A 13279-nucleotide genomic window follows, 5' to 3' on the forward strand; every position below is an offset into this window, starting at 1 on the left:
TAACGGAATGAAAAAACTCAAAAACCCACTAACCTTGCTGGTTTTGATCATTGTTGCAGCATCGTTCAGTGCCCCTTTTGGAACACCGCAACTGGCAGCTTTCGCGAAAGACTTTCTACCCGCTGTAGCGACATTGATCGCCGCTTATGTCGGCGCATCGTATGGAGCAACCTTGGTACGAGATGCGGCCCAAGAGGACGAGCGAAAAAGGCAGATAGGCGCTGGCGCACGTGCCATGTTCACGCTGTGGCGCCAGATAAATATTGTCGCTCAGATACAGATGGACTTTGTGGATGACTATCGCGACAACCCCTCGGTAGTAATTTCACTCCCCCCTATAGACTATCCATTGGATGAGCTGCCGAGGATAGATCTAGATAGTCTTGCGTTCTTTCTTGACCTAGGAAATGGGGAGATACTGGAAGCACTGGTCATTGCCGAACAGAATTTCCTTCATGCGATAGACGTGGTTCGGACCCGTTCGACGCTGCACTATGTGGAAGTGCAGCCAATCCTCGAAAAGATCATCCCAAATGGTGGAACGATCTCGCACGGATCTTTAGAGCAAGCGCTTGGCCCACGACTGTTCTCGCAATTGATAGACCAGACGAAACGTCTGATTTTCAGGGTGGATAGATCAATCGAGGACTTGGATAAAGTGGCTGACGAACTTTACACGGCGCTTAAAAAGGGCTTTCCAAATGCAAAGTTTCCTCGGCCGTCGAAACCAGAATCTGAGTGACACTATTGCGGTGCCAAAAAATCCGCGAAATCCCGCGCTCCTAAGGCAGACACCCTGTGCCAAACATCCTGCAAGGCGGTGCCAAATCCGACGCCTCCTTACACGATTCCGGACCTGAATATCAGCGAAATCACCGGGTAGTTTTGCGCCAGTTTTGCGCGGGTTTTGCGCAGGCACAAAAAAGCCGATCCACTTGATCGGCTTAACTGTCTGATTTTACTCAGGAAATATGGTCGGGACGGAGTGATTCGAACACTCGACCCCTAGCACCCCATGCTAGTGCGCTACCGGACTGCGCTACGCCCCGACTAGGCGTGAAACCTGTTCTTCATCTCGAAGAACGCTCAAGAATATATCGCAAGCTTTTGAAAACTGGAAGTATTCAAACGCATGAATTTATTTCTTGAGCACTACCAGCACATCTTCCAATTCAGCAATCATCTGCCGAATCATCTGCTTGTACTGAGTGGTGTCGTCTTTGGCCTCATCGCCGGACAAGCGCAAGCGAGCGCCGCCGATGGTGAAACCTTGATCGTAAAGAAGCGCGCGGATCTGCCGGATCATCAGCACGTCCTGGCGCTGATAATACCGGCGGTTTCCGCGGCGTTTGACGGGGTTGAGTTGAGGAAACTCCTGCTCCCAATAGCGCAGCACGTGTGGTTTTACCGCACACAGCTCGCTAACTTCACCAATGGTGAAGTAGCGTTTGCCTGGGATGACGGGTAGCTCGTCGTTATGACTTGGTTCCAGCATAAGCCTCAACTCGGGCCTTCAACTTCTGCCCTGGACGAAAGGTGACCACACGGCGAGCCGTGATCGGGATTTCTTCACCCGTTTTCGGATTGCGGCCAGGCCGCTGGCGTTTGTCACGAAGGTCAAAATTGCCAAAACCGGACAATTTGACTTGTTCGTTGTCTTCAAGAGCGTGCCTGATTTCTTCAAAAAACAGTTCGACCAATTCCTTGGCCTCCCGTTTGTTCAGGCCCAGCTCCTCATACAGACGTTCCGCCATCTCAGCTTTCGTCAGAGCCCCCATACGTCACTTCCTTAACGTGGCGTTCAACCTTTGTTCGAGCGAGGTGAGGATATTTTGCGTCGTAGTATTCACCTCATCGTCATTAAGAGTGCGCGATGGATGCTGCCAGGTCAAGCCGACTGCAAGGCTTTTTCTATCAGGATCAATGCCTTTACCCTGATACACGTCAAATAGCCTGAGGTCCGTCAGCCATTCCCCTGCATTTTCACGAATTACGTCCAGTACGGCACTGGCCGCAACGTCTTTTTCGGCGATCAGCGCAAGGTCACGACGCACTTCAGGAAAGCGCGACAACTCGTGGAATTTAGGCATTTTACCCAACGCCACTTCCGCCAGAACCAACTCGAAAACGAAGACCGGACGGTCGAGACCGAGGGTTTTCGACAATTCCGGGTGAATCGCACCAACGTAACCGACCAGACGACCTTCACGCTCGATGCGCGCGGTCTGACCCGGATGCAGCGCTGGGTGTTTACCCGGCACGAAAGTGAATGAATCCAGCGCACCGGCGAAGCCCAGCACTGCTTCCACATCAGCCTTGACGTCGAAGAAGTCCACAACGTCGCGACCTTGCGCCCAACCTTCCGGCAGACGACTACCGCAAACGACACCCGCCAGCATCGGCTCTTGTTTCAAACCTTCCAACTGCCCCACGAAGCGCAGACCGCTTTCGAACAGACGGACGCGATCCTGTTGACGGTTCAGGTTGTGCTGAAGCGCCTTGACCAGACCGGGCCACAGCGACGAACGCATGGCGGCCATGTCGTTGGAAATCGGATTGGCCAGCAGCAGCGGCTCAACACCCGGATTAAACAGTTCGAACTGTTTCGGATCGATGAAACTGTAGGTGATCGCTTCCTGATAACCACGGGCCACCAGCAGGCGACGCAGTTCCGGCAGATCGCTGCGGGCTTCAGCCTTGGCTTGCGGCGCTAGACGAGCTTGCGGGTAACGAACCGGCAGACGGTTGTAGCCGTACAGACGGGCCAGCTCTTCGATCAGGTCGACTTCCAGGCTGATGTCGAAGCGATGGCTTGGCACTTCTACGCGCCACTGCCCTGCCCCATCGGCAGAAACGGTCAAACCCAAGCCATTGAGCAGACGCTCGACTTCGGCCGAATCCATTTCCATGCCCAGCATCTGGGTGATGCGCTGCGCACGCAAGGTCACAGGCGCGATTTTCGGCAGGTGTTGCTCGCTCACGGTTTCGGTGATCGGGCCAGCTTCGCCGCCAGTGATTTCCAGCAGCAGGCCAGTGGCGCGCTCCATGGCTTCACGGGCCAGTTGCCAGTCCACGCCACGCTCGTAACGGTGCGAAGCGTCGGTGTGCAGGCCATAGGAACGGGCCTTGCCAGCAACCGCAATCTGATCGAAGAACGCGCTTTCGAGAAAGATATCGCGAGTGGTCGCGGTGTTGACGCCGCTGTGCTCGCCACCCATCACGCCGGCAATTGCCAGGGCGCGGGTATGGTCGGCAATTACCAGCGTATCGCTACGCAAGCTGACTTCCTGACCGTCGAGCAGCACCAGCTTCTCGCCTTCTTCGGCCATGCGCACGCGGATGCCGCCATTGATTTCAGCGAGATCGAACGCGTGCAGCGGTTGACCCAGCTCCAGCATCACATAGTTGGTGATGTCCACAGCAGCGTCGATGCTACGTACATCGCCACGACGCAGACGCTCAACCATCCACAGCGGTGTCGGCTTGGACAGATCGACGTTACGGATCACACGCCCCAGGTAACGCGGGCAAGCAGCCGGCGCCAGCACTTCGATCGAGCGGACTTCGTCGTGCACGGCTGGCACGACAGCCACCACCGGACGGGTGACTTCAGCGGCGTATAGCGCGCCGACTTCACGGGCCAGACCGGCTAGGGACAGACAGTCGCCGCGATTCGGGGTCAGATCGACCTCGATGCTGGCGTCATCCAGGCCTAGGTATTCGCGAATGTCCTGACCGACCGGCGCATCAGCCGGCAATTCCATCAGGCCATCGTTGCCTTCGCCCACTTGCAGTTCGGCTTGCGAGCACAGCATGCCGTTGGACTCAACGCCACGCAGCTTGGCTTTCTTGATCTTGAAGTCGCCTGGCAGTTCGGCACCGATCATGGCGAACGGAATCTTCAGGCCCGGGCGCACGTTTGGCGCACCGCACACGACCTGGAAGGTTTCCGAGCCATTGCTGACCTGGCAAACGCGCAGCTTGTCGGCGTCCGGGTGTTGCTCGGTGCTCAGCACCTCGCCCACGACTACGCCGGTGAATTCGCCGGCGGCCGGCGTAACGCTATCGACCTCAAGACCGGCCATCGACAGACGAGCAACCAGCTCGTCTCGACTTACCTGCGGGCTTACCCAGCCACGCAGCCATTGTTCACTGAATTTCATCCTGCTCTCCTAAGAATTCGTTACGACTAGCGAAATTGCGCGAGGAACCGCAAGTCGTTGTCGAAGAACAGACGCAAGTCGTTCACGCCGTAACGCAGCATGGCCAGACGCTCAACGCCCATGCCGAAGGCAAAGCCCGAGAACTCTTCCGGGTCGATCCCGGACATACGCAACACGTTCGGGTGAACCATGCCGCAGCCCATCACTTCCAGCCAGCCAGTCTGCTTGCAGACGCGGCAGCCTTTGCCGCTGCACATCACGCATTCCATATCGACTTCGGCGGATGGCTCGGTGAACGGGAAGTACGAAGGACGGAAACGCACAGCCAGTTCTTTTTCGAAGAACACTCGCAGAAACTCTTCGATGGTGCCTTTGAGGTCGGCGAAATTGATGTCGCGATCAACCAGCAAGCCTTCGACCTGGTGGAACATCGGCGAGTGGGTGATATCGGAGTCGCTACGGTACACACGGCCTGGGCAGACGATGCGGATCGGCGGTTGCTTCGATTCCATGGTGCGGACCTGTACGGGCGAGGTATGGGTGCGCAGCAACATGTTGGCATTGAAATAGAAGGTGTCATGCATCGACCGGGCCGGGTGATGGCCTGGGATGTTGAGCGCTTCGAAGTTGTGGTAATCGTCTTCGACCTCAGGGCCTTCGGCGATGCCGTATCCAATGTGGGTGAAGAACTGTTCGATACGTTCCAGAGTCCGGGTAACCGGATGTAGACCACCGGAGGTCTGGCCGCGGCCAGGCAAGGTCACGTCAATGGACTCGGCGGACAGTTTGGCGGCCAGATCAGCCTCTTCAAACAGTGCCTTGCGGGCATTGAGAACCTCTGTGACACGCTCCTTGGCAACGTTGATCAGGGCGCCGACTTGCGGACGCTCTTCTGCCGGCAAATTCCCCAGGGTCTTCATCACCTGAGTCAATTCGCCCTTTTTGCCAAGGTAGTGAACCCGGATTTGCTCCAGGGCATTGATATCTTCAGCGCTTTGCACAGCCTCTAGAGCTTGAGAGACCAGCGCGTCCAGGTTTTCCATGTACAGACTCCAGATACAAAATAGGGGAAGAGCTTGAAGGCTCTTCCCCTATTTATGACGTTTAACACCTGACCCCACAGAGGTGGGGCCGGGTGACTGTCGGGGGTACTTAAGCCAAGGTGGCTTTAGCTTTCTCGACAATCGCAGCAAACGCCGCTTTTTCGTTCACTGCCAGATCAGCCAGAACCTTACGGTCGATCTCGATGGACGCTTTTTTCAGGCCGGCGATGAAACGGCTGTAGGACAGACCGTTGATACGTGCACCAGCGTTGATACGAGCGATCCACAGAGCGCGGAACTGACGTTTTTTCTGACGACGGTCACGGTAGGCGTATTGGCCTGCCTTGATTACCGCTTGCTTGGCAACACGGAATACGCGCGAGCGAGCGCCGTAGTAGCCTTTAGCAAGTTTCAGAATTTTTTTGTGACGTTTACGGGCAATGACGCCACGCTTTACACGAGCCATGAGTTACTTCCTCTATTCTTGACTAAATTAACGAAGGCGCAGCATGCGCTCGACTTTTGCCACGTCACACGGTGCCAGCAAGCTGCTACCGCGCAGTTGACGCTTACGCTTGGTCGACATTTTAGTCAGGATGTGGCTCTTGAAAGCGTGCTTGTGCTTGATACCGTTAGCAGTTTTCAGAAACCGCTTAGCAGCACCACTTTTAGTTTTCATTTTTGGCATGTTCGGATACTCCGCATTCAGTTGATAAACATAATCAGAAGGCCTGCCGTGCCCTATTGATTACTTCTTCTTTTTCGGGGCGATGACCATGATCAGTTGGCGTCCTTCCATCTTAGGATGCTGTTCGACCGAACCGTACTCAAGCAAGTCACCTTCAACCCGCTTGAGGAGTTCCATCCCCAGCTCCTGGTGGGCCATCTCACGGCCGCGGAATCGCAAGGATACCTTGGCCCTGTCCCCATCACTCAGGAAACGTACCAGGTTGCGCAGTTTTACCTGGTAATCCCCTTCCTCCGTCCCTGGACGAAACTTGATTTCTTTAACCTGAATCTGCTTCTGGTTTTTCTTGGCTGCGGCAATCTGCTTCTTCTTTTCGAAGATCGATTTGCCGTAGTCCATCAGTTTGCAAACAGGGGGTACTGCATCAGCGGAAATTTCCACCAGATCCAGTTTGGCCTCTTCAGCCTTAAGAAGCGCGTCTTCAATTGACACAATCCCAAGCTGTTCACCTTCAGCCCCAATTAACCGAACCTCGCGTGCCGAGATATTCTCGTTGATCGGGGCCTTCGGTGCAGCTCGTTTATCTTGTCTCATTTCACGCTTAATAGTAATTACTCCGAATCTGGGCGACCACGCCGGGAAACCGCTTGAGCGAGGAACTCGGCGAACTGGGCGACGGGCATCGAGCCCAGGTCAGCACCTTCACGAGTACGCACAGCGACAGTCTGCATCTCGACTTCCCGATCTCCGATAACCAAGAGATAAGGAACCTTGAGCAAAGTATGCTCGCGGATTTTAAAGCCGATCTTTTCATTTCTCAAGTCAGACTTGGCACGAAATCCGCTTTCGCTGAGTGTTTTTTCAACCTCAGCGGCGAAATCAGCCTGTTTATCAGTGATATTCATGATCACTGCCTGGGTCGGAGCCAGCCACGCAGGGAACGCGCCCTCGTAGTGCTCGATCAGGATTCCAACGAAACGTTCGAAGGAGCCGAGGATCGCCCGGTGCAACATAACCGGGTGCTTGCGACTGTTGTCTTCAGAGACGTATTCGGCTCCCAGACGGACAGGCAGGTTAAAATCGAGCTGAAGGGTACCACACTGCCAGACACGGCCAAGGCAATCTTTCAGCGAGAACTCGATCTTCGGACCGTAGAATGCGCCTTCACCCGGCTGCAGATCGTACGGCAAGCCAGCGCTATCAAGGGCTGCAGCCAAGGCTGCTTCAGCGCGATCCCACAATTCGTCGGAACCGACGCGTTTTTCCGGACGAGTGGACAGCTTCATTTCGACGTCTTTAAAGCCGAAGTCGGCATAAACGTCCATGGTCAGCTTGATAAACGCAGCGGATTCGGCCTGCATCTGCTCTTCGGTGCAGAAGATGTGGGCGTCGTCCTGGGTGAATGCACGAACTCGCATGATGCCGTGCAAGGCACCCGATGGCTCGTTACGGTGACAAGCACCGAATTCGGCCAGACGCATCGGCAATTCGCGATAGCTCTTCAGGCCTTGGTTGAACACCTGCACATGGCAAGGGCAGTTCATTGGCTTGATGGCGTAGTCGCGGTTTTCCGACTGAGTGGTGAACATGTTGTCGGCGTAGTTGGCCCAATGCCCGGATTTCTCCCACAGGCTGCGGTCAACGACTTGAGGAGTCTTGATCTCCAGATAGCCGTTGTCGCGCTGAACCTTGCGCATGTACTGCTCGAGCACCTGATATAGAGTCCAGCCGTTCGGGTGCCAGAACACCATGCCCGGCGACTCTTCCTGGGTGTGGAACAGGCCCAGGCGCTTGCCGATCTTGCGGTGATCGCGCTTTTCAGCTTCTTCGATGCGCTGGATGTAAGCCGCCAACTGCTTCTTGTCTGCCCAAGCGGTGCCGTAAACGCGCTGCAATTGCTCGTTCTTGGCATCGCCACGCCAGTAGGCGCCGGACAACTTGGTCAGTTTGAAGGATTTCAGGAAGCGGGTATTCGGCACGTGCGGACCACGGCACATGTCGACGTATTCTTCGTGATAGTACAGGCCCATGGCCTGCTCGTTCGGCATGTCCTCGACCAGGCGCAACTTGTAGTCTTCACCACGCGCCTTGAACACTTCGATCACTTCGGCACGCGGAGTGACTTTCTTAATCACGTCGTAATCTTTCTCGATCAGCTGCTGCATGCGCTGCTCGATAGCGGCCAGGTCGTCCGGGGTGAAAGGACGTTCGAAGGCGATGTCGTAATAGAAGCCTTCGTCAATGACCGGCCCGATGACCATTTTGGCGGTCGGGTACAACTGCTTGACCGCATGGCCAACCAGGTGGGCGCAAGAGTGGCGAATGATCTCCAGCCCCTCTTCATCCTTTGGCGTAATGATTTGCAGCGTGGAATCGCTGTCGATGATGTCGCTGGCGTCTACCAGCTTGCCATTGACCTTGCCGGCCACGGTGGCTTTGGCCAAGCCAGCACCAATGGATGCGGCGACCTCGGCTACGGAAACCGGGTGATCGAATGAACGTTGACTGCCGTCGGGAAGAGTAATAGTTGGCATGGCGCCTCCTCTCCTAGTGGTGACCCCTACCAAAGGTCACGTGGGTTGGGATGAGCCAGTACAAGATCCGATCCAGGCCATTCAATGACGAACGCCTGCCTTACAGCGGCAGGAGCCTTGCGGCCAACCGGAAAACCGAACCAGAGTGACTGGGATTCAAATCAGGGTTAGTTCGTGCACCTGCCGCTGCCGGGACTGAAGGTCATCCGAAGCCTGCAAAAGCACGAGCGACGAATCCTAGCACAGATGAACGGTCATCGATGCTCAAGGATGCCGACTGTGAAGATTTCTGCGTTTTTGCGGCGCAAAGTGAACTAGAGATATACGCTCCGCATCAAACAGGCTGAGAATTGCCAACGAATTATCGACCCGAAGGAGATCCATTCATGCGCGTTATCCGTCTTTTAGCCCTCGCCACCCCATTGGCCATGCTGTTGCCGTTGAGCGCAAACGCTGCCTGGCCAGCCGGCGTGAAAGCCCAGTACATGCAAGATTGCACAATGGCCGCCAGTAAGAGTGTGAACCCGGCCGAAGCTCAGAAGCATTGCGCGTGTGGCGCCGACGTACTGGAGAAGAAATTCACGACGCAAGAGATCGCGCAACTCATGGACAAAAACACCCCGCCGAGTGGCGATCTGGGCCAACGCGCACTGAAAGAAATCTCCGTGTGCAGAGTCCAGAAATAACGTCCCACAACGTGGTTTCTGAGTGATTGACGGGCTAAAAACAGTCAAAAAACGGCTTATTTACATTATTTACGCAGCTTTTATGGCTTTTTTTAATCCCCTTGAATGCCGCGCAAAGCCGCGAAATACGGGGGTTTCAGCGATTTTAGCTTACGGGAAATAGGCGATATGGGAGCAAACAGCACGTCCGGGGGGCTCCCAAACCGTACATTTCGACTATGATAGTCCCGTGTGCCCAGTTGGCCTGAGCAGCACAGCACTACTGAAAATATATGTTTCTTGGAGATACACCATGTCTAATCGCCAAACCGGCACCGTTAAATGGTTCAACGATGAAAAAGGCTTCGGCTTCATCACTCCTCAAGGTGGCGGTGACGACCTGTTCGTACACTTCAAAGCTATCGAAAGCGACGGTTTCAAAAGCCTGAAAGAAGGCCAAACCGTTTCCTTCGTGGCTGAGAAAGGCCAAAAGGGTATGCAAGCTGCACAAGTTCGCCCAGAGTAAGTTTCTGGCGCACTAAAAAAACCCCGTCCACGTGACGGGGTTTTTTATGCGCGAAACAAAAGGCTGAAGGTCTCAGCCGCAGTTGACGCGCGTGATCACCAAATTGCCATCGGTGTTCAGGTTCAGGCGATCGGAGCGATACTCCAGAGTCACCATATCTTCTGGCTGGAGGATTCGGGCGTTCTGTGCGCCTGAGCGAGTACGTGCCTGCTCCAGCAATTCCGGCGAGGCTTTTTTGCCGATGGTGAATTCTGCGGCGCTTGAGTCACAACGGCTGTGACCGGTGTCAGTCACCACGGGGTCCTTTGCTGTCGACTCGGTGGAGGGAGTGCTGCAACCGGCCAACATGGCAACGGCCAACAAAGTACCCAATGACGCGAGCTTCCAAGGCATGAAGCCTCCTTTTCAATAGTTAAGCGGAGATCGTGCGACCGCCAATCCCGGGGTTGGTTTCACAGACAGCGCCATCGCCCTGCCATCGACCCGGTCAATCCGCGAGTTTGCCTGAGCTCGTCACCTCGTTCAGCCCTCAATCGTGACTGAATATGAACAGCACTCAATAAATGTCGATGTAATCGAACGGTGGATTCGGCCAGTTCTCTTTCAGCGCGTTGAAGATCTGCATCACCCAGACCTCGTCACTGGCCGCAACCAGCCCTACATAACCTGAGCCCTTGGCCCACGTCTCCAGGCGAAATAACAGCCCATTGATGTCGGTGCCGCCGACAACGCCTGATGAAATGTAAGCAATGCCGGCCTTGGTGACCCGCAACTGGGTGTGCTCATCATCGCTGGCCGAGGCCAGCAACCGGCGCACAGCCTCAAGGGTCAAGCCATCCGGGGTGTTCAAATCGATCTGCACGGCGCGGTCCTTGAAAAATCCGTCAAAGACCAAGTGTCGCATAGCCCTCCCCTCATGCCTAAGTCGGAGTGCCAAACGTCGCGCAAAATGGTTAACTCGATACTCAGACTTTTTCCAGACTTCACGAGCGCCATCATGACCACCGTAAGCATCGACGCCGACATCAAAGCCAAGTGGGCACAGGGCCACAGCTCTTACAGCCCCGGTAGCCCGGAAGAGCTGGCAATCATTGGTATCGATCTATTGGTCAAGGAACTGGGAACACAAGCCGCCCAGTCGTTCATCGCCCAGGTCTTCGAAAAGTACCCGGCCGACTACCCCGGCGTGCAGGACTCAGGCCGGGAATAGAAAACCCGCAGGCTGGCACCTGCGGGTCTAACACTTACTTCAGACGAGCCAGACGCTGGGTCAGCAGGTCGAAGAAGCCTTGAGCGTCGCCGTTTTCAACCCAGAAGGCATTCTTTGGTGCTTTCAGGCCGTCATACCAGTCGACGATGGTCTGGCCGAAGGTCGGGCCTTCGCGACTGTCGATCACCACGTTGACCGAACGACCGGTAAACAGCTCCGGCTTCAGCAGATAAGCAATGACTGTGGCGTCATGCACCGGGCCACCGGGGATGCCGTAGTGTTCCATGTCGCCCTTGACGTATTCATTGAGAATATCGCCCACGATCTTGCCGGCATTGTTGTTGATGGCCGCGATCTGCTTCAGGCGTGCGTCGCTGGTGAGGATCTTGTGGGTCACGTCCAGCGGCAGATAAGTCAGTTTCACGCCGCTTTTGAGTACCACTTCCGCCGCTTGTGGGTCAGCGAACAGGTTGAATTCAGCCACCGGGGTGATGTTACCGCCATTAAAGTGCGCACCACCCATGATCACCACTTCCTTGATGCCCTGAACGATTTCAGGTTCCTGGATCAGCGCCAGGGCCAGATTGGTCTGCGGACCGAGCATGGCGATGGTGATGCTGTGAGGCTTGGCGGCTTTCAGGGTGTCAATGAGGTAATTGACTGCGTTCTCCTTGGCCAGCCCCTTCTTCGGTTCGTGCACGGTGACACCCGACAGGCCTTCCTTGCCATGGATGTTTTCAGCGTAGATCGGCGTGCGCATCAACGGTTTCGGCGCGCCCGCATAGACCGGCACTTCTTCGCGCCCTGCCCACTCGCGGGCCAGCCGCGCGTTACGCGATGTCTTGTCCAGGCGCACGTTGCCGGCGACGGTGGTCAGTGCGCGAATGTTCAGTTCTTCCGGTGAAGCCAGGGCAAACAGCAAGGCCACTACGTCATCGGCACCCGGGTCGGTGTCGATGATCAAGTCGATCTTTTCCGCCGCCTGGGCGCTTGTTGCGGTAATCAGGGACAAAAGCAGCAGACTCCGGAGCAGATGATGCAGTTTCTGAGCATAGCGGTGCATAGCGCACTCCTTGTGCGTGGGACAGCAGAAAAGGTTACAGCGAGTTAGAACGTCACCCCGGACACCAACACGATGTTGCAGTACGGTGAACATTCGCCGGTACGAACAATCGCCCGTGCCTGTCGGCTAAGGACTTTGAATTGGTCATGGCTGAGCAAATCACGCCGACCCAGGACACCTTCGGCATTCAGCTCATCAAGCGTTGCCAACGCAGTCGGTTGTTTCTCCAGGATCTCTTGGGCGAGCACATGGCTTTCGACCTGCATCTCGCTCAACACCACTTTCAAGGTGCTGACGAAATCCGGAATACCGTGGGTCAAGGCCAGGTCGATCAGCTCGACGCCCGGCGGCACCGGCAGGCCGGCATCGCCGATGACCACGATGTCGCCATGACCGAGGGAAGCAATCAGCCGCGACAGCGCGACGTTGAGCAAAGGGGTCTTTTTCATGGTGTCTTGAAGGCCTGTACGTCGGACAAAGTAGGGATTGAAGGTTGGGCACCCGCCCGGGTGACCGACAGCGCTGCCGCCACCTGACCGAAGCGGATCGCCTCGGCTTCACTTTTACCGGAGGCCAAAGCCGCGGCAAAACCACCGACAAAGGTGTCGCCCGCCGCCGTGGTATCCACCGCCTTCACCGTCGGCGCAGGGAAATGTTCGAAGCCTGTGCCGTTGGCGAACAGCGACCCTTGGGCACCGAGGGTAATAATGACCTTACCGGCGCCCATGGCGATCAACCGGGTGGCCGCCGTTTCGGCGGTTGCCAGGGAATCCACCGACAACCCGCTCAACGCCGACGCTTCGCTTTCATTGGGAATCAGGTAGTCGATGGACGCATACCAATCCGCTGGCAGCGGACGACTGGCGGGCGCCGGGTTAAGAATCACGGTTTTGCCCAGCTCGCGACCGCGCTTGAGCGCATGGCCGACCGTGGCATCCGGCACTTCCAACTGACAGATGATCACGTCGGCTGCTTGCAAGACCGAATCGAAACCGTCGATCACCCGGGGCGTCAGCTCGCCGTTGGCACCCGCGACAATCACAATCGCGTTCTGACTGTTGTCATCCACCACGATCAATGCGACGCCACTGGCGCCGTCGACAATGCTCACAGCCTGGCAATCGATCTGCTCGGCCAGCAGCGCCCCGCGCAGTTCCTGACCGTAGGCATCGGTGCCAACGCAGCCGACCATCGACACCTGAGCGCCCAGGCGTGCGGCGGCCACGGCCTGATTAGCCCCCTTGCCGCCGGAGACCGTGGTGAAGGACTGACCGATCAGCGTTTCACCGCCGCGAGGCAGCCGTGGCGCCCGGGTCACCAGGTCCATGTTCAGACTGCCTATTACCACTACTTTTGCTGGCATACATCACTACTCATCAATTCGGTT

General features: G+C 56.2%; 17 protein-coding genes and 1 tRNA gene. 4 read left to right on the forward strand and 14 right to left on the reverse strand.

The genetic code is table 11. The features are described 5' to 3' along the window. Positions 1-742 (forward strand): hypothetical protein (locus V5E99_RS29370; RefSeq protein ID WP_499805951.1); only part of this gene is annotated, 742 nt, incomplete at its 5' end. Between the two features lie 230 nt (positions 743-972). On the opposite strand, the gene V5E99_RS29375 is transcribed toward V5E99_RS29370, so the two are convergent. From V5E99_RS29375 to thrS, 9 genes are all read right to left on the reverse strand, one after another. Continuing rightward, a tRNA-Pro gene (locus tag V5E99_RS29375) sits at positions 973-1049 on the reverse strand. A gap of 89 nt (positions 1050-1138) precedes the next feature. Further along, positions 1139-1495: a MerR family transcriptional regulator gene (locus tag V5E99_RS29380; protein ID WP_003179985.1), complete on the reverse strand. Its 357-nt coding sequence runs from the start codon at positions 1493-1495 to the stop codon at positions 1139-1141. Further along, entirely contained in the window at positions 1476-1778 is a 303-nt protein-coding gene (gene ihfA / locus V5E99_RS29385) for an integration host factor subunit alpha (protein ID WP_002553164.1), read from the reverse strand. The genes V5E99_RS29380 and ihfA overlap by 20 nt, the downstream gene beginning before the upstream one ends. Positions 1779-1781: 3 nt before the next feature. Further along, the gene (gene pheT / locus V5E99_RS29390) at positions 1782-4163 is read right to left on the reverse strand and encodes a phenylalanine--tRNA ligase subunit beta (RefSeq protein WP_499805954.1); all 2382 of its coding nucleotides are present in this window, start codon (positions 4161-4163) and stop codon (positions 1782-1784) included. 26 nt (positions 4164-4189) lie between these two features. Next, the gene (gene pheS / locus V5E99_RS29395; RefSeq protein ID WP_007905876.1) at positions 4190-5206 is read right to left on the reverse strand and encodes a phenylalanine--tRNA ligase subunit alpha; all 1017 of its coding nucleotides are present in this window, start codon (positions 5204-5206) and stop codon (positions 4190-4192) included. A gap of 109 nt (positions 5207-5315) precedes the next feature. After that, positions 5316-5672 (reverse strand): 50S ribosomal protein L20, encoded by a 357-nt coding sequence (gene rplT, locus V5E99_RS29400; RefSeq protein WP_007905879.1) that lies wholly within the window; start codon positions 5670-5672, stop codon positions 5316-5318. A gap of 27 nt (positions 5673-5699) precedes the next feature. Beyond that, positions 5700-5894, reverse strand: coding sequence for a 50S ribosomal protein L35 (gene rpmI / locus V5E99_RS29405; RefSeq protein ID WP_008145659.1), 195 nt, complete (start codon positions 5892-5894; stop codon positions 5700-5702). 60 nt (positions 5895-5954) lie between these two features. Then, positions 5955-6488, reverse strand: a complete 534-nt coding sequence (infC, locus tag V5E99_RS29410) for a translation initiation factor IF-3 (protein WP_010455932.1) — start codon at positions 6486-6488, stop codon at positions 5955-5957. Positions 6489-6505: 17 nt separating this feature from the next. Then, positions 6506-8428 carry a threonine--tRNA ligase gene (thrS, locus tag V5E99_RS29415; protein WP_499805957.1) on the reverse strand — a complete coding sequence of 641 codons (1923 nt, stop codon included), beginning with the start codon at positions 8426-8428 and terminating at the stop codon, positions 6506-6508. Positions 8429-8814: 386 nt separating this feature from the next. Between thrS and V5E99_RS29420 the strand changes: the two genes are divergently transcribed. Next, positions 8815-9114 carry a hypothetical protein gene (locus V5E99_RS29420; protein WP_499805958.1) on the forward strand — a complete coding sequence of 100 codons (300 nt, stop codon included), beginning with the start codon at positions 8815-8817 and terminating at the stop codon, positions 9112-9114. Between the two features lie 292 nt (positions 9115-9406). After that, positions 9407-9619, forward strand: coding sequence for a cold-shock protein (locus V5E99_RS29425; RefSeq protein ID WP_003179963.1), 213 nt, complete (start codon positions 9407-9409; stop codon positions 9617-9619). Positions 9620-9691: 72 nt separating this feature from the next. On the opposite strand, the gene V5E99_RS29430 is transcribed toward V5E99_RS29425, so the two are convergent. Together V5E99_RS29430 and V5E99_RS29435 are read right to left on the reverse strand one after the other, a co-directional pair. Beyond that, the gene (locus V5E99_RS29430; protein WP_499805960.1) at positions 9692-10012 is read right to left on the reverse strand and encodes an I78 family peptidase inhibitor; all 321 of its coding nucleotides are present in this window, start codon (positions 10010-10012) and stop codon (positions 9692-9694) included. A gap of 163 nt (positions 10013-10175) precedes the next feature. Beyond that, positions 10176-10523, reverse strand: a complete 348-nt coding sequence (locus V5E99_RS29435; protein ID WP_499805962.1) for a hypothetical protein — start codon at positions 10521-10523, stop codon at positions 10176-10178. 93 nt (positions 10524-10616) lie between these two features. On the opposite strand from V5E99_RS29435, the gene V5E99_RS29440 reads away from it, so the two are divergent. Next, the gene (locus tag V5E99_RS29440; RefSeq protein WP_499805964.1) at positions 10617-10829 is read left to right on the forward strand and encodes a hypothetical protein; all 213 of its coding nucleotides are present in this window, start codon (positions 10617-10619) and stop codon (positions 10827-10829) included. 34 nt (positions 10830-10863) lie between these two features. Here V5E99_RS29440 and V5E99_RS29445 read toward each other — a convergent pair whose 3' ends face one another. From V5E99_RS29445 to rbsK, 3 genes are read right to left on the reverse strand one after another with little or no spacing between them, the layout of a single operon-like run. Further along, positions 10864-11892: a nucleoside hydrolase gene (locus tag V5E99_RS29445; protein WP_499805965.1), complete on the reverse strand. Its 1029-nt coding sequence runs from the start codon at positions 11890-11892 to the stop codon at positions 10864-10866. A gap of 44 nt (positions 11893-11936) precedes the next feature. Further along, positions 11937-12341 carry a D-ribose pyranase gene (rbsD, locus tag V5E99_RS29450; protein WP_499805967.1) on the reverse strand — a complete coding sequence of 135 codons (405 nt, stop codon included), beginning with the start codon at positions 12339-12341 and terminating at the stop codon, positions 11937-11939. Then, positions 12338-13255, reverse strand: coding sequence for a ribokinase (gene rbsK, locus V5E99_RS29455; protein WP_499805968.1), 918 nt, complete (start codon positions 13253-13255; stop codon positions 12338-12340). Before rbsK ends, rbsD begins: the two co-directional genes overlap by 4 nt. Positions 13256-13279: the final 24 nt, after the last annotated feature.

This window comes from Janthinobacterium sp. LPB2021202312-11-4, assembly GCF_037049705.1.
In the GTDB taxonomy this organism is placed as follows: Bacteria; Pseudomonadota; Gammaproteobacteria; order Pseudomonadales; family Pseudomonadaceae; genus Aquipseudomonas.